Genomic DNA, 17,483 nt, shown 5'->3' on the forward strand with positions numbered 1-17,483 from the left:
ATTTAAAGTTAGACTATCTGTCATTTTCAAATCGTATGCCAAACAAAAATATAAGTAACTGAAATACAGTTTATTATATAATTAATTTTTAATAAAAAAACATCAATTAATTCAAATCAAGCGTCAATTAGGTCTTATTAATTAATTTTATAATGTGTTTTTGTATTTATCATTCATTTTGTATTAAATTAAATTTTGTAAAAAAAAATCTAAAACTCATAAAAAGCAAAAAAGCCGATCTAAAAATAGACCGACTTTCTTTATTGAAAAAACCGTTTATTTAAACTTATAATTTGATCTCACGATCGCAATTACTAATTATTCCTTTACGCTTATACATGAAAAGGTCAGGCTTAATGATTAAGCCTGACCTTTTCTTTATTGAAATCAAAGTCTGTTAGAACTTATATGCAAGACCTACCTGGAAAACATTGTTTTTTCCTTCTGGCTGCGCACCTGCAACTTCTTTACCTATATCTGTAACACCTGCAACATATCTTGCATTAACACCGATGTTAGGCGTGAAGAAATATCCAGCTCCAATACCAATACCAAAGTCAAAACTTTTGATATAGTCATTAGCATCTACTGATGCAGACTGATATTTGAATTTAGAATCTACTAAGAAACTGAACTGTGGACCAGCTTCAAGATAAAATTCCGGAGTTGCATTATACTGGAACATCACAGGAACTGAGATATAACTTAAGTTTACTTTTAAATCTTCAAGTCCGTCTGCCTTAGCACCTACACCATTGTATAGAACTTCCGGCTGAACACTGAAGCTTGATGCTACAGGAATGTTTGCGAAAAGACCGCCATAAAATCCTGCTTTACCTTTTGAATCACCTCCTGAAATTGTAGAAACATTTAAACCAGCTTTTACACCGAATGCAACCGGAGAAGTAGATTTAGCTTTCTCTTGAGCAAATACTAATGAACTTGCAGCAACTGCTAATCCTAAGAATAATTTTTTCATAGTTTAATTTTTAGTTATTATTGATTTAATAATTTACAACCAGCATTATGCAAATTCCTTGCCAAAGTTTATTAATTGTTTTTAAAATCAATAAAAATAACATGATATTTTAACGATTACATTTAATATCACACTCAATTTATCAGTTTAAATTGAAAAAATCAGACTTTAAGATCAAACCTATTTGGAATACACTGTTTCTAACAGCGCCTCCATTATTATTTTTGTAAATATCTGTAATACCAGCTGTATATCTTGCTGTAATTGCTAAATTATCATTTAAATAATATCCAGCTCCTACACCAATACCAAAATTGAACGAGTTGAAATCTTTCTTGTCCAATTTACTAGTTGTACTGTTGACATTTACGTTCGTAGAGCTTTTAAATTTATCTTTAACATTTACCAAAAATCCGAATTCCGGACCAGCTTCTAAATAAAGATTTGGAAGAACATTATATTGCAACATTACCGGTATTGCTATATATCCTAATTTTCTTGTATAATCAGATTTATATGTATTTCCTGATATTCCAGAAGAAAATTCTCTAGTTACTTTCGAACCTAGATTATTATAAATAACCTCTGGCTGAATACTGAATGAACTTGTAACCGGGATATTAGCAAAAGCACCTGCATTAAAACCTATCTTAGATTTTGAATCACTTAGATCCGCCCCTTTTGAAAGAGAAGAAACGTTCATTCCACCTTTAACACCAAATGTAACTGGCTTTGAAGATGAAGCCGTAGCTGTAGTTGTTTGTGCGAATGCTAATGAACTTGCAGTTACTGCTAATCCTAAAATTAATTTTTTCATAAATTGTTTTTACTTTCTTAATATTTTCAAACTACTAAATCTATAGTTTGACTTTTCATCATTAACAAAGCATATACCAAAAAAAATATAAACAACTGATAATAAATACGTTAATAAAGTTATTTTTAATCAAAATGAAACTATTAATTTAAATAAAACCATAATTAAGTTTAATTGATTAATTTTATTAATAATATTTTTATTTCTATTTATTTTATTCTAAGAATATTAAAACAGGAACAATTCAAAATAATAATTGGAGAAGTTGAAGTAAAACAAAAAAGTCAGACCTTACGATCTGACTTTATATGAATTAAAATTTGTTATCTGAATGTTAAGAATGCTTATTTGAATTTATAAGCCAATCCTACTTGGAATACGTTGTTTCTCACAGCATCTCCATTATTATTTTTGAAAATATCAGTTACACCAGCAGTATATCTTGCAGTGATTCCTAAATTATCTGTGAAATAATAACCTGCACCAATACCGATACCAAAGTTAAACGTTTGGAAATCATCTTTATCTAATGTAGTTGTAGAAGAAACATTATTGCTTCCGTTAGTAGAGCTTTTGAATTTATCTTTAGCGCTTACTAAAAATCCGAATTCCGGACCTGCTTCTAAATAAAGATTTGGAAGAGCATTATACTGGAACATAACTGGAACTGAGATATATCCTAAATTTGTAGAATACTCATCTTTATAGTTATTTCCTAAAACAGTATAGTTTCTTGTCGATTTTGCTCCCAGATCATTATAAATAACCTCTGGCTGAATGCTGAAAGAACTTGCAATTGGAATATTAGCAAATACACCTGCGTTAAAACCTATTTTTGATTTTGTGTCGTCCAATCCTTCATTTTTAGATAGAGAAGAAACGTTCATTCCACCTTTAACACCAAATGTAACTGGGTTTGAAGATGAAGCTGTAGCTGTAGTCGTTTGTGCGAATGCTAGTGAACTTGCAGTTACTGCTAATCCTAAAATTAACTTTTTCATAACTTTAATTTTTTAATATTTTACTATTCTTAATTTTAAATTTTACTACTGTCAATTTTTACGTTGACGCAGAGTATCTTTCAAATTGCTTGCCAAAATTAATAAACATGACAAAAGTCAGTAAAAATATTATCTAAAAAAACACATTATATAGTATATAATTAACTAAAATAAAACTATTTAGCTATTAAACAAACATTTAATTACAAATCAAATAATTTGGCACAAATTTTCACAAACTTGTTATTTTGCTTGAAAAAAAATTATAATTTTGATTAAATACTGTCCAATTGTCTGTAAAATTTCAATGATTCAGCAATATTTTTCTGTTTACATTGATAATCATAGGTACATTCCCCAATTCCTGAAACTAATGAGAAGTTAATTTTGCTGTCAGCATTCTTTTTATCATTCAATAATAAAGAGAAAATGTCTTCATCTTTAAAATCACTGATATCTAAATAAGGATAGTATCTCTGAACATTTTCAATAATAATTTTAGAATCTTCCTCAGAGATCAAACCTTCGAGATAGGAGAGGTGCGCTTCAGAGATCATTCCCATCGCTACCGCTTCACCGTGTAAAATAGGATTTCCCTGTTCCAGACACAAACTTTCAATGGCATGACCGATGGTATGACCGAAATTCAGTGTTTTTCTGAGGTTTTGCTCATTAAAATCCTTTTCTACAACATCTTGTTTAATATCCATTGATGTTTGAATATGCGGAATAATTCCTTCTATATCTAATTTATGGATCTGAATAAGATTGTCCCAATGTTTTTTATCTGCAATTAGTCCGTGTTTCAGCATTTCGGCAAAACCACTTCTTAATTGTTTAAAAGGAAGGGTTTCTAAGAATTTAGGATACACAAAAATCTGTTCAGGAAAAGTGAAGGTTCCTACCATATTCTTATAATGCATCAGATCGATCCCTGTTTTCCCGCCAATAGAAGCGTCACACATTGATAAAAGGGTAGTAGGAATATTAATGAATTGAACTCCTCTCTTATATGTAGAAGCTACAAAGCCACCCATATCGGTAATAACACCGCCTCCAAGGTTGATGACAAGGGCTTTTCTGTCGGCTTTCATTTCTGTAAGAATTTCCCAAAGCTGGTTGGCAGTCTGAATATTTTTCATTTCTTCACCCGCTTCAATCTCCAGAATTTCGAATCCAAGGTCGGTCTCCATATTTCCTAAAAGAACAGGAAGGCAATATTCATGTGTATTTTCATCAACTAAAATAAAGATTTTGCTGAATGATTTTTCGTGTAAAAAGTCGTTTAATTGAGAAAAATTATCGTTTAATATTGTTATCATTTTCAGAATTTCTATAACGTTAATAGTGAAACTATATTGCAAAGTTATGATTCTTAATTTTTAACTCGTAACTAAATTACTATCTTTGCAAAAATATTTTAGCATGAGCAGAGACAATAATAATTCAGGAAAACCTAAAAGACCAAGAGTTTCAACAAGAAATTCCGGAAGTTCTCGCGCTCCTAAATCTGGAAATTCTTCAGAATCAAAACCTTTCAAAAAACCTTTTTCTAAAAGTGGTGACAAGAGTTTTGGCCAAAAAGATAGAGATGAAAATGGCAATTCAAAATTTGAGAAAAAGCCTTTCAGCAGAAGCGATAGAGATACCGACTCTAGACCTTTTAATAAACCTGATTCTAGGAGAGGTGATACAAATTTTGAAAGCCGTGGTGATGAAGATCGCAGCTCAAAACCTGGCAGAGAGCCTTACATTACTTCACAAAACGAAGGTAGAGAAAGAAAAACTTTTGGCGGTAAACCTGTTTCTAAAAGAGGAGGGCCAAGAGATCGTGATACCAAAGACAACAAAAGAGGTAAATACGAAAGAGGCAGCTTAAAGTACGGTAAGAGACCTTCTACCGGAAATGACAGAGATGAAGACAGAGCAAAATCTTTTGTACAAAAAAGAAGATTAAATAAGATTGAAAAGGACATCCATAAAGATACCATTCGTCTTAATAAATATATCGCAAACTCAGGAATCTGCAGCAGAAGAGAAGCTGATGAGCTGATTGTTCAAGGCTTAGTTGAAGTAAACGGGAAAGTAGTAACTGAAATGGGTTACCAGGTTGAAAAAACTGATAAAGTAGTTTTCGACGGACAAAACATTACTCCGGAAAAGCCAGTTTATGTATTATTGAATAAGCCAAAAGGTTATATTTCTACTACAAAAGACGACAAAGCAAGAAAAACAGTAATGGATCTTGTGGCAAATGCTTCTCCATACCGTGTTTTCCCGGTTGGAAGATTAGACCGTTCTACAACGGGTGTAATTCTTTTAACAAATGACGGACACATGACGAAGAAACTGACGCACCCATCTTTTGACGCGAAAAAGATCTACCACGTAACATTGGATAAAAAATTAACCAATGAAGACATGAAACTGATCGTTGAAGGTATTCGTTTGGACGAAGGAATTGCTACAGTTGATCAAATTTCATTTATCGAAGGTAAACCTAAAAATGAGATCGGAATTGAGATCCACATCGGATGGAACCGTGTTATCAGAAGAATCTTCCAAAGATTAGGATATGAAGTTGAAGCTCTTGACAGAGTAACGTTTGCAGGACTAACGAAGAAGAATATCAAAAGAGGACACTGGAGAATCTTAACAGAATTAGAAGTGAACAACTTGAAAATGCTTTAATGAGTTTTGAGTGATGAATGATAAGTTTTTAATTCACACTTAAAATCTTCTTTAAAGTTTTTTAAATAATAAAAAAGACGTTGAATTAATTTTCAACGTCTTTTTTTTGATCCGTATAACTACTTTCTATTTTAAAACTATGAATAACTCATAATTTATAATTCATAACTAAAAACTATCCCAAAACAGTTACTCCTTTCTGAAGCATCTCAAAAATAGCATCTCTTGCATTATCCGGTTTTACGTTTACAGCACGAGTTCCGTTGAAATGCAGACAAGTTACATATCCGTTGGCTACTGCATCCGTACAAGTAAATTTAACGCAATAATCCATTGCTAAACCTACAATCTCCAATAACTGAATTTCGTGATATTTTAAGAAATCATCCAAACCTGTTTTCATGAAGTGATTGTTATCCTGAAAACCGCTGTACGCATCAATTTCAGTATTTTTTCCTTTTTGAATGATGTGAGTTACTTTATCTCTGTTCAGATCTTTATGAAATTCTGCTCCAAAAGTTCCCTGAACACAATGATCCGGCCACATAAACTGCGGAACACCATTTAAAATAATGCTTTCTCCAACTTTTTTACCATTATTGCTGGCGAAGCTTTTATGATTTGCAGGATGCCAATCCTGAGTAAGAACAATTTGATCATATTCATTTTCTTCCATCAGAAGATTGATGTAAGGAATAACCTCGTTAGCTCCCGGAACTGCCAATGCACCTCCTTCACAAAAATCATTCTGTACATCTACTATTATTAACGCTTTTTTCATATTTAGATTCTCGAATTATAGATAAATTTATAAAAATTATTATTCAAAAATTTGTCCAAAAATTAATTATCGGACAAAACGGCATTTAGATTGATAATTTTTGACTGAGATTTTATTTAAAAAAGGTTATCAATCGCAAAGGCGCAAAGGTTAATGAAAAATGCTGTTGTAAGGCGCAAGGATTTTATCTTCGATAAAATTAATTGTGTATAGATGAACGCATACTTTGTCATTCCGTAGGAATCTAGACTTAGTTTTTAAATATGATCGTTGAGATTCTTCCAGAATGACAAACGGTGTAGAAATTATAAGATTAAAAATTAAAAAACTTTGCGCCTTTACGATTCTCCAACAAAACAACATCATTATTAAAATTATTACTATTTCACTTTCGGGATATAAAACAAATACCAATAGCTTATCTTTGCAGTAAATAAGTATTTTTATGTCATTTGAATCGTTAGGATTATCACACAATATTATTCATTCTGTAAAAAAATTAGGGTATTTGAAGCCTTTTCCAATTCAGGAGCAAGCGATACCTGTTATTTTGCAGGGAAAAGACCTGATGGGAATTGCGCAGACAGGGTCCGGAAAAACGGCTTGTTTTGTAATGCCTATTTTAGAAAAATTACAAAATGCGGAGGTTAAAAAAGATCGTAATATTCAGGTTTTAATATTGGTTCCTACACGTGAATTGGCGATTCAAATTGATGAAGTTTTCAGAGCTTTTACAGACAATTTAAAGCGTGAAATTCGTACAATGGCTGTTTATGGTGGAGTTTCTATCAATCCGCAGATGAAAGGAATGTTTGGGGTAGAAGTTCTTATTGCAACGCCCGGTCGTCTATTAGATTTGATCGATCATAAAGCGTTGAGTATCTCCGGAATCCAGCATTTGGTGATCGACGAAGCGGATAAAATGTTTCAGTTAGGTTTTGGTGAAGAAATGAATAAACTTTTCGCTCAAATGCCTGTGATGAAGCAGACAACACTGTTTTCTGCTACTTTAGATGATAAAGTTTCAGAAATGAAGGAACGTTTATCAATCAATCCTACATTAATTGAGATTAAAAAAGAAGAAGTTGAAATTGATAATATCGAGCAATTGGCCTATCATGTTTCTCCGGAAAACAAAGGTCCATTTTTGCGTTATTTAATTAAAGAAAAGAAGGTTGAAAAAGCCTTAATTTTTGTTTCTTCTACAAAATCTGCCGATAATTTGGTTGAAAAACTGAAGAAAAATAAAATTAAAGCCGTCGCTATTCACAGTCAGAAATCGCAAGGCGCCCGTAGAAATAATTTAGAAGAATTTAAGGTAAATGGAGCTCAGATTTTGGTTGCTACAGACTTAATTGGTCGTGGTATCCACATCGAATCTTTGCCTTGTGTGATCAATTACGAATTACCACGTTCGCCTTTAGATTACATTCACAGGATCGGTAGAACAGGTCGTGCAGGAGAAAAAGGAACTGCCATTAATATTCTGACTGATGATGAATTGCAGCATTTCAGAGTCATTCAAAAGAAAATGGGCAAAAAAGTGACTTTACAAAGAACAGAAGGTATTGATTTACATGGTTATTAATACATTAATTTAAATAATAAGAGCTTCAATTTTAATAGAATTGGAGCTTTTTTTAACTATAAATCTAATTAATGTTTTTTTCATTTTAAATTATCGAATTTTTGATAAATTAGCAAAAAGCAAAACTCAGAAACTGTCCAAAAAATTAATAATGGACAAAACGACGACATAAAAAAGATTAAAACTAATATAATGAGCAATTTAGAACAGAAAAGGTTTCCAATAGGTGAGTATCAACAGCCTGAGAATATCTGTGATATTAAACTTGACGAATACATTAAAGTCATCAAAAACTTCCCCGAAAAGCTTAAAAAATTAATAGAAGACCTGTCTGACGACCAGCTTGATACTCCTTACAGAGAAGGTGGCTGGACGGTAAGACAACTTGTGAACCACATTGCAGACAGCCATATCAATAGTTTTATTCGTCTTAAATTGGCATTAACGGAAGATAATCCTACCATAAGACCTTATGATGAAGCCAAATGGGCAGAACTTCAGGATAGTGTAAATATGCCGATAAAACCCGCCATGAGAATGATAAAAGGAACGCATCAAAGATGGGCTGCATTGCTTAAAACACTTACAAATAAACAGTTTGAAAGAACTTTTCATCATCCTGAGCACAACCAGAATTATGATCTTAGGAGTTATCTGGCATTATATGTCTGGCATTGCAATCATCATTTTGCTCATATTGAAAATTTGAAGAAAGAAAAGGGTTGGTAAAAAAGAGTCTTCATAATCGGATTTATTTTGAGGAAATCATTAATAGAATTTCTAATCTTGATGAAAATTCTCCCAGAAAATGGGGAAAAATGTCTGTTGCTCAAATGTTAAAACATTGCGACCTTGTTCTTCAGGTTGCTTTGCAGAAAATCGTTCTTCCCAAAATTAATACTTTATTTTCTGCATTAGGTATTCTTACAAAATTTGAAATGCAAATTTTTAATAACGGAATTCCCCGAAACATGCCTACTTTTCAAAAACTAATCGTTAATTTTGAATGTGATTTTGATGAAGCAAAGAAAAGTCTTCTGAAAACACTGGACGATTATTGGCAGGCATTTGAAAATCATCAATTAGCTCATCAGCATAGACTTTTTGGTAAAATGACCGAAAAAGACTGGGGCTTTTTAGAGTATAAACATCTTAATCATCATCTTAAACAATTTAATGTATGAGTTTTTTTGATAAAATATTTGGCGGAAAAGAAGAAAATCCGCAACAAAAATCTTTCTGGAAAAGAATAGAATCTGAGGAAGATCTGGAAAAAGCTATTGAAAATTCATACCATCAAAAAATAGGAATATTCAAACATTCAACAAGTTGTTTCATCAGTAAAACTGTATTGAAAAACTTTGAAAAAGAAATAGAAAATATAGATCAAAAAGTAGAGTTATATTACCTAGATTTGTTAGCTCATAGATCAATCTCTAATAAAATTGCAGAAATTTTAGAGATCAGACATGAAAGCCCACAATTTATCGTCATAGAAAACGGAAAAGCGATCAGTAATGCATCGCATCAGGACATCTCTTTAAGTCAGATCGTATAATGAAGAATATTAATAATTATTTAGCCAAAATATTAAATGTTCCTCTTGAAAAAGTGAACATGTGTAGTTTACACTATGAAGTAAAGAAAATACCTAAAAATCAATTTCTTTTACAGTATGGTGAGATCTGCAGAAACATATACTTTGTTGAAAAAGGACTTCTTAAGATGTATTCTATCGATAAAAACGGTAAAGAGCACATTATACAGTTCGCCCCTGAAAACTGGCTGATTTCTGACCGCAGCAGTCTTTATTTTAATGAAAAATCGATCTATTATATTGAAGCTGTTGAGGATTCTGAAATTTTGTTTCTTCATCCGGATTTCTTTAATAAACTTGTCGAACAGTTCCCAAACAGCATCGAAAGAAGTGATATTTTGCTTCAAAAACACGTAAAAAGCCTTCAAAACAGAATCAATTCTTTATTGGGTGAAACTGCAGAAGAACGATATATGAAATTCGTTAAAATGTACCCAGATCTTTTACTGCGAGTTCCACAATGGATGATCGCTTCTTATTTAGGAATTACTCCTGAAAGCTTAAGCCGTGTCCGAAAAGAATTGGCTAGGAAAAATTTCGTTCCGGATAATAAGTAATCGAGCAGGGAGAGGGAAGTTAGAAGCTGGAAGTTTTTGACGTTCCAACTTTCGCGCTCACCTTTATTTCTAAAAATTAAATTCTCTTCGCCAAACTTCCAACTTGTCTTAATTTTGACTGTGTTTCTTCCGACCAAGGCAGACCGATACAAAGTCGCATACAATTTTCAAACTGATCCTGAAGCGTAAACATCCTGCCGGGAGCAATACTGATATTTTGTTTTATTGCCAGATCATACAATTCTGTTGTTCTGATTTTTTTATCAAATTCTATCCAAAGAGATAATCCACCTTGTGGTCTGCTGATTTTTGTGCCTTCAGGAAAGGATTCGGCGATGGTCTGTACATAATTCTGATAATTATTTTGTAGTGTTCTGCGCATCTGCTGAAGATGTTTCTCATATCTTCCGGTCTTTAAGAAATTGGCCACCGCTTCATTTACAATTGATATTGATGAGGTTGAATGAAGCAGCTTAAGCTTCATTATTTTGTCTTTATATTTTCCGGGAACAATCCATCCAACGCGATAACCTGGCGCTAATGTTTTTGAAACTGAACTGCAATACAAAACATTTCCTTCTTTATCAAAAGACTTACAGCATTTCGGACGGTTTTGTCCAAAATAAAGATCTCCGTAAACATCGTCTTCAATTAAAGGTATATTATTTTCCGCTAATAATTTAACGACTTCCTTTTTGTTTTCATCAGACATACAGCTTCCCAAAGGCGTATTAAAATTCGGTATTAATAAGCAAATATTAATTTTAGGAATAACTTTTTTAAGGATATCAATTTCAATTCCATGGGCTGGGTGAGTTGGTAATTCTAATACTTTCAGTCCAAAACCTGTGGCCAGCTGCAAGATTCCCGGATAACACGGACTTTCTATGGCAATTGTATCTCCGGGTTTTCCCAAAGCCATCAGGCAAAAAGATAAAGCATTCATTCCGCCATTTGTTGTGACTATATCATTTTCATTAAAATTCCCGCCCCATGATAACGATCTTAGGGCAATCATTCTTCTTAACTTTAAATTCCCTTGTAATTCTTCATATTCAGCTCCGCCGGATTTTAATTCTCGTGTTGCGTTGATGATCTCTTTTTTAAGTTTAGCCTGAGGCAGAAGATCTCCAGACGGAATTGCAATAGAAAAAAGCGTAAGATTATTTTTACCCATATTTTCATACACCTTGCTGATGAGTTCATCAGGTTCATTATTATTGGCGATCAAAGAGGGACGACTCACTTCAGGAAGCGGAAGTTTAATAGAAAGCTGCTGACTTACAAAATACCCGGATTGGGGTTTTGATTCTATGAGTGACATAGATTCCAGTTCCAGAAAAACACGTTTTGCTGTATTCATGCTGATCTGATGTTCTTTACATAAAATTCTTACAGACGGAAGCTTATCTCCGGATTTCAAAACTCCGTTTCTGATCTGAGAAGCGATTCCGTTGGCTATTTCTGTGTATAAAAATTCTTTAATCATAATTTCCTAACTGTGCTCATGCAAATATACAAAACTGAGACTGTGCTTACTGAATTAACTTCTATAATTTTGAACTATCAATAAAAATTCAAAATAAAATGATGATAAATACAATATCAAAAGACCAAACACTTAATGGCTGGATCAATGGTTTTATAGGAGTTCTGCTGTTCAGTGGTTCTATGCCTGCAACCAAATTGGCAGTCAATGAAATGAGCCCTATTTTTGTAACAATAGCGCGTGCTACCATTGCAGGTTTGCTTGCTTTGATCGTCCTTTTAATTTACAAAGAAAAACGACCGACAAAAAATCAACTGTTTCCATTAGCTTTAGTATCGATAGGCTGTGTAATTGGTTTTCCTCTGCTTTCGGCATTGGCTCTTCAATACGTAACTTCGGCGCATTCGATAGTCTTTTTAGGAATGTTACCTTTAATGACGGCGATTTTCGGAGTTATTAGAGGAGGAGAAAGACCGCATCCTGTATTTTGGCTTTTCTCAATTATCGGAAGTCTTTTGGTGATAGGTTATGCGATTTCTCAGGGAATTTCAGCGTCTCCTATCGGCGATATTTTGATGTTGGCAGCGGTAGTTTTATGTGGATTGGGCTATGCCGAAGGTGCAAAACTTTCAAAAACATTAGGCGGATGGCAGGTGATTTCCTGGGCTTTGATCTTGGCTTTACCGTTAATGATTCCTTTAGTTTTTATTTATTTTCCTAATAATATTGAAACCGTAACGACTGGTGGATGGCTTGGTTTAGCTTATATTTCGCTTTTCAGTATGTTTATCGGTTTTATATTTTGGTACAGAGGCCTGGCTCAAGGCGGAATTACTACAGTTGGGCAGCTCCAGTTATTACAGCCGTTTTTCGGGTTGGCATTGGCTGCGTATTTTCTTCACGAGCCTGTAAGTATGGGAATGCTGGGTGTTACCATTGGTGTTATTCTTTGTGTAGCCGGCACCAAAAAATTTGCTAAATAAAATACTCTTTCAAAGTACAAGTTAGTTCATCTGTATTATCTTATATTAACCCGTTTATAAATGTAAACGGGTTAACTGTTTTTTTACTAATTTTTTTTAATTAAAATATTAATACGGTTTAAAATTTGCTTGACAAAAAAATATTCATTTATAAATAAATTTTGATATTAAGTAGAGTCAATTATTTTTTTAAAAACTAACATTATGAAAACAGTAAGCTGTATGAACATCGATGCAGAACTTTTGCACTCGTTCGGTGGAGAAACTAAAGAGTATAAAAGAGGAGAAATAATTTTCAGAGAAGGAGACCACGCACTTTATTATTTTCAGATCAGTGAGGGAAAAGTAAAACTCAATAATTACAATGATGACGGTAAAGAGTTTATCCAGAATATTTTTGTGAAAAATCAAAGTTTTGGAGATTCGATGCTTTTTTTGGAGAAATTTTATCCAATTAACGCAATATGCCTGGAATCATCTAAAATTATAAGAGTACCTAAAAACAATTTTCTGGAATTATTAAAAGCGCATACCTATCTCTCTTTAGGCATGAATGCTTGTCTTTCACAAAGGCTTTATTATAAAATTTTAATGACACAAAATATGTCTTCCCCAAATCCGGTACTAAGGCTGAAGGGGCTCATGGAATATCTAAAAAGCTATTACGAGGAAGATTGCCAGCACTGTTTTCATATAGAACTAACAAGGCAGCAGATCGCAAACCTTACCGGACTGCGTGTAGAAACTGTTATTAGAGTTTTAAAAAGAATGGAAAAAGAGAGTATCCTTAAAATAGTTAACCGAAAAATATTATATTAAGAATATGACTCAAGTCATAAAAAAGTGAAATATATTGGCGTAAATTGAAGTGTGAAATTATCATCCGTTTTGATAAAAAATAGAGAGATTAAATTACTCTAAAAAACACTTATTATGTAAAGATTTATCTGATTTTTTTTAACATGAATACTGAAAAAAATGGATCATCAGAAAATATTAAAATCACTGGAAGTAAGTCATTTTACTAAAATTACAAATAATAGAAATTGGTTTGAAAATCATGATATTATCTACGCAAAAGAAATAAAAGATACCATTTTTTTATTATTTGTAGTTTCAGAAAAAGAAGAAAAAATAGAAGATATTAGGGCTTTAATTGCAGAATTTAATGATTTTAGCAGTATTGGAAAGCATGAACCGGAGCAGATTCTGTTTTATCTTTCTATCAGGAAAAAAAATGATTTACATTATTTTGAAAAATTCATGAAAATCTATGACTAAAAATAATTAATAAAACACCAAATATAAAAAGAAATTAAAAAGTAAAGGTTCCCAACATGAGTTGATACTCATTAAAATTTTAAATTAAAACACCTATATAAATCAATCACTTAAACCTTATTACTATGAAATTTCAACAAAATTTACTTGAATATATCAGTCGCTCATTAATAAGCGTTAACGAATCTATTTCAGTTGTAGAGACTGTAACTTCAGGATGTCTACAGCTCGCTTTTTCACAAATGCCCAATGCCTCTCTGTTTTACAAAGGCGGAATGACGGCCTATACTTTACCCGAAAAGGTAAGGCTACTAAGCATTGATCCTGATGAAGCCGAAGAATCCGATTGCGTCTCAGAGAAAATAGCAGAAAAAATGGCTTTAAATATCGCCAAACTCTTTGAATCCGACTGGTCGATCGCCACAACTGGCTATTGCACGCCGATACGTAATTCTCTATATAAAGTTTTCGCGTATTTTTCGTTTTCTTATAAAGGTGAAATCGTTCTTACCAAAAAGTTAGAATTACATCCCAAAACTCAAGCCCTGAACGCTCAATTATATTACACAGAGTTTATTTTAGGATGCTTTAAAAGCGAAATGAATCAATTACTAATTCTAAAATAAAGAGTAGTAAATCCTTTAATCCGACCACTTCATTATCTTAATATATTTAAATTACTGATAAAACCATAATGTATTTTATGGTTTTATTTTTTTTAAGATTAAGTATATTTAAAAAGATTTAATTCGAAATACTACAATTGAAACTGTAAATTAGCCGAATAAAAACTACGTTTGAAAGCCTTCTGATTAAGGTACAATTATATGTTTTAATTCAAATAAAATCAAATGAAAAATTTATTTGCAAGCTTATTTTTAAGTTTAATTATTTTTCAACATGCTGCTGCGCAAGATAATTTAGCTGTTGACACAATTCAGAGTAGTATCGTTGCTGTAAAACCAAATTCAGAGGATAAAACACATGAGTTCAGTTATAAAAAACTGATCATTCCGACCGCATTTATTTCTTACGGAGTCGCAAGTTTGAGTATAAAAAGCTTAAAGGAACTAAATTTTTCTACTCAATACGAAATCGGAGAACATAAACCGGATCATATCAGGCTTGATAATTATACACAATTTGCTCCCGCTGTTTTGGTTTACGGACTCAATGCCGCTGGAGTTCAAGGAAAACATAATTTTAGGAACAGAAGCATAATTTACGGAACTTCTATGTTGATTACTTCTGCGATTACCCTTCCTTTAAAACATATTGTAAAAGAAGAAAGACCCGACCAATCGAATAATCTCTCTTTTCCCTCCGGCCATACCGCAATCGCTTTTGCCTCTGCCCAATTCATGTACAGAGAATATAAAGACACTAACTTTTGGCTGGGAATTTCGGGATACTCTTTTGCCGTTTTTACAGGCGTTTACAGAATGCTAAACAACAAACATTGGTTCGGCGATGTGATTGGCGGGGCAGGATTCGGAATTCTATCTACAGAGTTAGCCTATTGGCTATATCCTCAAATCGTCAATCTTTTAGGCGGTAAAAAAGACAAATCACAAACGATGATCATGCCATTTTACCAACAGGGAAATATGGGAGTTGGTTTGGTGAAAAATTTTTAATCATTGGTTTAAGCCTAAAAAAGGATCTTAAAAAATTACTTCTTCGGTTTGGGCTTCGATTTCATGATAGAAAAGTAAGAAGACGTAAAGGCAGAAAGACTCTGATAGCCAACTTTAAAACCAACTTCACTCAGTGTATATTGCTTCATATCGATTAATTCAACACTTTTTAGAATTCGTATCAACTGTAAATATTTTTGAAGTGTAATTCCTGTTTCATGCTTGAAAATCCTCTGTAAACTTCTTACAGACATTTGTGCTTTTTCGGCTAGAATATCAATGTTTAGATTATATTTAAAATTTGAATTAATATAGTTACAAACCGGGATTAATCGCGAGTCCGTGGGAACGGGAATTTCCAAATAATTACTTTCTTTGCAAAAATGAGGCAGACTCTTTAAAATAGCTTTAAAAAATATGCCTTGTTCCTCGTCGTCTTCCAAAAGTTTATTCCATTTTGTAGCATACAAAAGCATTTCCCGTAAAACAGGAGGAATGGCAAAAACCTGAACATTTTCATAAAAATCCTCTTTTAAGCCAGATTTAAATAAAAAAAGTATCAAATTAACCGTTTTTGCTTCTGAAGTAATGCGATGAGGTTTCCCGGAAGGTATCCAAATCACATGGTTTTGCGGCACAAGATAGATCTTCTGATCGATGTGAAAATACTGATAACCTTCTTCCACATACGTTAGTTGAGCACGGTTATGGGTATGCTCGTAATCGTCATGTTTCCAGTTTTGTTCGCACCAAACGTAAGCTTCTTTTTCAATACTGTCGATAAACTGACTCTCTTTGTGTTCAGTCAAACCACATTTCACCTTGTCGTTTTGCATAAAGTTTTTGGCAAATTTAATAAAAACGTCATTACTAAATTTGTATTATAAAAATATATCCCATTTAGAATGAAAAAATTAGGTTCTCTTTTTGTATTACTCTTATTACTAAAAATCACAAACATCATGGCACAAGATAAAGCTAAAGTATTGGTTTTGATCCATTCAGACAATGGTGGCACCTACGAACTGGCAAAAGAAATCGCCAAAGGAATTGAAAGCGACAAAAACGCAACGGCAATTATAAAACAAGTAAAAACATCTCAAAATCAAAAATTAAAGAATATTCCAGTTGCAACGGTGGAGGAACTTCCAACTTACGACGGAATTGCTTTTGGTTCACCCGTTTATTTCGGAAACATCAGCACCGGAATGAGCGAATTTTTATCTAAAACAGTCAATCTTTGGACCAACCACTCATTGGAAGGAATGCCGGCAACGGTTTTCATGTCTGCAGGAAGTGGAGCAGGTAAAGAATTGGCTTTACAGGCTTTTTGGAATTGTCTTACCGTTCACGGAATGGTTATGGTTTCCAACGGAATTCGTGGAACAGAAGGAATTAATAAAACGATCCCTCAGGGAAATACGGTGTTGGGAGTTACCAGCATGGCTTCTTTGAAAGACGTTGAAAGACCTACAAAAGATGAAAGAAATCTTGCCGAACTTCAGGGAAAAAACTTCGCAAAAGTAGCTTTAGCTTTAAAGGGAACATTTGCTAAAAAAGCAATAGTTGCAAATGAAAAGCCTCAAGATTTTAATGATATTTTAAAACAAAAAAATATCGTTCTTCCTCAGGTTCCAAAACCTGCAGGAAATTATAAGCCATTTGTACGTTCAGGAAATCTGATTTTTATTAATCAGGTTGCTTTGAAAGACGGAAAAATTTTAAATCCCGGAAAATTAGGAGTTGATGTGAATGAACAACAGGTAAAAGATGCTACAAAAGCAACCATGCTGAATGTTTTATCTGTCTTGAAAGAAGCTGTTGGCGGAGATCTAAGCAAAGTAAAGCAATGTGTACAACTCACAGGAATTTTCAATACCAAAGATGATTATACGAAACATGCCGATTTGATGAATATCGCATCAGATCTTACCGTGGAGGTTTTTGGAGATAAAGGAAAACACGCGAGAGGAACATTAGGTGCTTCGTCTATTCCGGTAAATTCTTCTGTGGAAATACAGGCTATTTTTGAAGTCGAGTAGTTTAAATAAAGCTCAATAATCAGGCATATCGATTAAATTT

General features: G+C 33.0%; 19 protein-coding genes. 12 read left to right on the forward strand and 7 right to left on the reverse strand.

The genetic code is table 11. From position 1 onward, the window contains the following. Positions 1-397: 397 nt before the first annotated feature. The 4 genes from EG348_RS18630 to aroB all read right to left on the reverse strand — a co-directional run bounded on the left by EG348_RS18630 (position 398) and on the right by aroB (position 4,119). Positions 398-979 carry a porin family protein gene (locus EG348_RS18630; RefSeq protein ID WP_123984460.1) on the reverse strand — a complete coding sequence of 194 codons (582 nt, stop codon included), beginning with the start codon at positions 977-979 and terminating at the stop codon, positions 398-400. Between the two features lie 142 nt (positions 980-1,121). Then, positions 1,122-1,796 (reverse strand): porin family protein, encoded by a 675-nt coding sequence (locus tag EG348_RS18635; protein ID WP_123984461.1) that lies wholly within the window; start codon positions 1,794-1,796, stop codon positions 1,122-1,124. A 344-nt stretch (positions 1,797-2,140) separates the two neighbouring features. Continuing rightward, entirely contained in the window at positions 2,141-2,797 is a 657-nt protein-coding gene (locus EG348_RS18640) for a porin family protein (protein WP_123984462.1), read from the reverse strand. 275 nt (positions 2,798-3,072) lie between these two features. Then, positions 3,073-4,119 carry a 3-dehydroquinate synthase gene (aroB, locus tag EG348_RS18645; protein ID WP_123984463.1) on the reverse strand — a complete coding sequence of 349 codons (1,047 nt, stop codon included), beginning with the start codon at positions 4,117-4,119 and terminating at the stop codon, positions 3,073-3,075. A 430-nt stretch (positions 4,120-4,549) separates the two neighbouring features. On the opposite strand from aroB, the gene EG348_RS18650 reads away from it, so the two are divergent. Continuing rightward, positions 4,550-5,488, forward strand: a complete 939-nt coding sequence (locus EG348_RS18650; protein ID WP_123985111.1) for a pseudouridine synthase — start codon at positions 4,550-4,552, stop codon at positions 5,486-5,488. Positions 5,489-5,663: 175 nt separating this feature from the next. Here EG348_RS18650 and pncA read toward each other — a convergent pair whose 3' ends face one another. After that, positions 5,664-6,269, reverse strand: a complete 606-nt coding sequence (gene pncA / locus EG348_RS18655) for a bifunctional nicotinamidase/pyrazinamidase (protein WP_123984464.1) — start codon at positions 6,267-6,269, stop codon at positions 5,664-5,666. Positions 6,270-6,714: 445 nt separating this feature from the next. Between pncA and EG348_RS18660 the strand changes: the two genes are divergently transcribed. The 5 genes from EG348_RS18660 to EG348_RS18680 all read left to right on the forward strand — a co-directional run bounded on the left by EG348_RS18660 (position 6,715) and on the right by EG348_RS18680 (position 10,011). Next, complete coding sequence (locus EG348_RS18660; protein WP_123984465.1) at positions 6,715-7,857, forward strand: DEAD/DEAH box helicase; 1,143 nt, start codon at positions 6,715-6,717, stop codon at positions 7,855-7,857. Between the two features lie 192 nt (positions 7,858-8,049). Beyond that, on the forward strand, positions 8,050-8,586 hold the full coding sequence (locus tag EG348_RS18665) for a YfiT family bacillithiol transferase (RefSeq protein WP_123984466.1): 537 nt from the start codon (positions 8,050-8,052) through the stop codon (positions 8,584-8,586). Continuing rightward, entirely contained in the window at positions 8,580-9,041 is a 462-nt protein-coding gene (locus EG348_RS18670; protein ID WP_228414779.1) for a DUF1569 domain-containing protein, read from the forward strand. The genes EG348_RS18665 and EG348_RS18670 overlap by 7 nt, the downstream gene beginning before the upstream one ends. Then, positions 9,038-9,415 (forward strand): bacillithiol system redox-active protein YtxJ, encoded by a 378-nt coding sequence (gene ytxJ, locus EG348_RS18675; protein ID WP_123984467.1) that lies wholly within the window; start codon positions 9,038-9,040, stop codon positions 9,413-9,415. The genes EG348_RS18670 and ytxJ overlap by 4 nt, the downstream gene beginning before the upstream one ends. After that, a complete protein-coding gene (locus EG348_RS18680) occupies positions 9,415-10,011 on the forward strand; it encodes a Crp/Fnr family transcriptional regulator (protein ID WP_123984468.1) in 597 nt (198 codons plus the stop codon). Before ytxJ ends, EG348_RS18680 begins: the two co-directional genes overlap by 1 nt. A 76-nt stretch (positions 10,012-10,087) precedes the next feature. Here EG348_RS18680 and EG348_RS18685 read toward each other — a convergent pair whose 3' ends face one another. Then, on the reverse strand, positions 10,088-11,500 hold the full coding sequence (locus tag EG348_RS18685) for a PLP-dependent aminotransferase family protein (protein WP_123984469.1): 1,413 nt from the start codon (positions 11,498-11,500) through the stop codon (positions 10,088-10,090). 98 nt (positions 11,501-11,598) lie between these two features. On the opposite strand from EG348_RS18685, the gene EG348_RS18690 reads away from it, so the two are divergent. The 5 genes from EG348_RS18690 (at position 11,599) to EG348_RS18710 (ending at position 15,401) form a co-directional block, all read left to right on the forward strand. Then, positions 11,599-12,483 carry a DMT family transporter gene (locus EG348_RS18690; RefSeq protein WP_123984470.1) on the forward strand — a complete coding sequence of 295 codons (885 nt, stop codon included), beginning with the start codon at positions 11,599-11,601 and terminating at the stop codon, positions 12,481-12,483. A 204-nt stretch (positions 12,484-12,687) separates the two neighbouring features. Next, on the forward strand, positions 12,688-13,302 hold the full coding sequence (locus EG348_RS18695) for a Crp/Fnr family transcriptional regulator (RefSeq protein ID WP_228414780.1): 615 nt from the start codon (positions 12,688-12,690) through the stop codon (positions 13,300-13,302). A gap of 159 nt (positions 13,303-13,461) precedes the next feature. Continuing rightward, complete coding sequence (locus EG348_RS18700) at positions 13,462-13,764, forward strand: hypothetical protein (RefSeq protein ID WP_123984471.1); 303 nt, start codon at positions 13,462-13,464, stop codon at positions 13,762-13,764. Between the two features lie 125 nt (positions 13,765-13,889). Beyond that, the gene (locus EG348_RS18705; protein ID WP_123984472.1) at positions 13,890-14,390 is read left to right on the forward strand and encodes a CinA family protein; all 501 of its coding nucleotides are present in this window, start codon (positions 13,890-13,892) and stop codon (positions 14,388-14,390) included. 225 nt (positions 14,391-14,615) lie between these two features. Beyond that, entirely contained in the window at positions 14,616-15,401 is a 786-nt protein-coding gene (locus EG348_RS18710; protein ID WP_123984473.1) for a phosphatase PAP2 family protein, read from the forward strand. Between the two features lie 35 nt (positions 15,402-15,436). On the opposite strand, the gene EG348_RS18715 is transcribed toward EG348_RS18710, so the two are convergent. After that, positions 15,437-16,237, reverse strand: a complete 801-nt coding sequence (locus EG348_RS18715; protein WP_123984474.1) for an AraC family transcriptional regulator — start codon at positions 16,235-16,237, stop codon at positions 15,437-15,439. Positions 16,238-16,363: 126 nt separating this feature from the next. On the opposite strand from EG348_RS18715, the gene EG348_RS18720 reads away from it, so the two are divergent. Continuing rightward, positions 16,364-17,443, forward strand: a complete 1,080-nt coding sequence (locus EG348_RS18720) for an Atu1372/SO_1960 family protein (protein ID WP_410494133.1) — start codon at positions 16,364-16,366, stop codon at positions 17,441-17,443. The last annotated feature ends 40 nt before the right edge of the window (positions 17,444-17,483 follow it).

This window comes from Chryseobacterium sp. G0201 (genome assembly GCF_003815655.1).
Lineage (GTDB): Bacteria > Bacteroidota > Bacteroidia > Flavobacteriales > Weeksellaceae > Chryseobacterium.

What these genes read in the sequence shown, in the direction of transcription:
- EG348_RS18630 (WP_123984460.1), bottom strand. Translation starts at nt 979, where the DNA reads ATGAAAAAATTATTCTTAGGATTAGCAGTTGCTGCAAGTTCATTAGTA.
- EG348_RS18635 (WP_123984461.1), bottom strand. Translation starts at nt 1,796, where the DNA reads ATGAAAAAATTAATTTTAGGATTAGCAGTAACTGCAAGTTCATTAGCA.
- EG348_RS18640 (WP_123984462.1), bottom strand. Translation starts at nt 2,797, where the DNA reads ATGAAAAAGTTAATTTTAGGATTAGCAGTAACTGCAAGTTCACTAGCA.
- aroB (WP_123984463.1), bottom strand. Translation starts at nt 4,119, where the DNA reads ATGATAACAATATTAAACGATAATTTTTCTCAATTAAACGACTTTTTA.
- pncA (WP_123984464.1), bottom strand. Translation starts at nt 6,269, where the DNA reads ATGAAAAAAGCGTTAATAATAGTAGATGTACAGAATGATTTTTGTGAA.
- EG348_RS18660 (WP_123984465.1), top strand. Translation starts at nt 6,715, where the DNA reads ATGTCATTTGAATCGTTAGGATTATCACACAATATTATTCATTCTGTA.
- EG348_RS18665 (WP_123984466.1), top strand. Translation starts at nt 8,050, where the DNA reads ATGAGCAATTTAGAACAGAAAAGGTTTCCAATAGGTGAGTATCAACAG.
- ytxJ (WP_123984467.1), top strand. Translation starts at nt 9,038, where the DNA reads ATGAGTTTTTTTGATAAAATATTTGGCGGAAAAGAAGAAAATCCGCAA.
- EG348_RS18680 (WP_123984468.1), top strand. Translation starts at nt 9,415, where the DNA reads ATGAAGAATATTAATAATTATTTAGCCAAAATATTAAATGTTCCTCTT.
- EG348_RS18685 (WP_123984469.1), bottom strand. Translation starts at nt 11,500, where the DNA reads ATGATTAAAGAATTTTTATACACAGAAATAGCCAACGGAATCGCTTCT.
- EG348_RS18690 (WP_123984470.1), top strand. Translation starts at nt 11,599, where the DNA reads ATGATGATAAATACAATATCAAAAGACCAAACACTTAATGGCTGGATC.
- EG348_RS18695 (WP_228414780.1), top strand. Translation starts at nt 12,688, where the DNA reads ATGAAAACAGTAAGCTGTATGAACATCGATGCAGAACTTTTGCACTCG.
- EG348_RS18700 (WP_123984471.1), top strand. Translation starts at nt 13,462, where the DNA reads ATGGATCATCAGAAAATATTAAAATCACTGGAAGTAAGTCATTTTACT.
- EG348_RS18705 (WP_123984472.1), top strand. Translation starts at nt 13,890, where the DNA reads ATGAAATTTCAACAAAATTTACTTGAATATATCAGTCGCTCATTAATA.
- EG348_RS18710 (WP_123984473.1), top strand. Translation starts at nt 14,616, where the DNA reads ATGAAAAATTTATTTGCAAGCTTATTTTTAAGTTTAATTATTTTTCAA.
- EG348_RS18715 (WP_123984474.1), bottom strand. Translation starts at nt 16,237, where the DNA reads ATGCAAAACGACAAGGTGAAATGTGGTTTGACTGAACACAAAGAGAGT.
- EG348_RS18720 (WP_410494133.1), top strand. Translation starts at nt 16,364, where the DNA reads ATGGCACAAGATAAAGCTAAAGTATTGGTTTTGATCCATTCAGACAAT.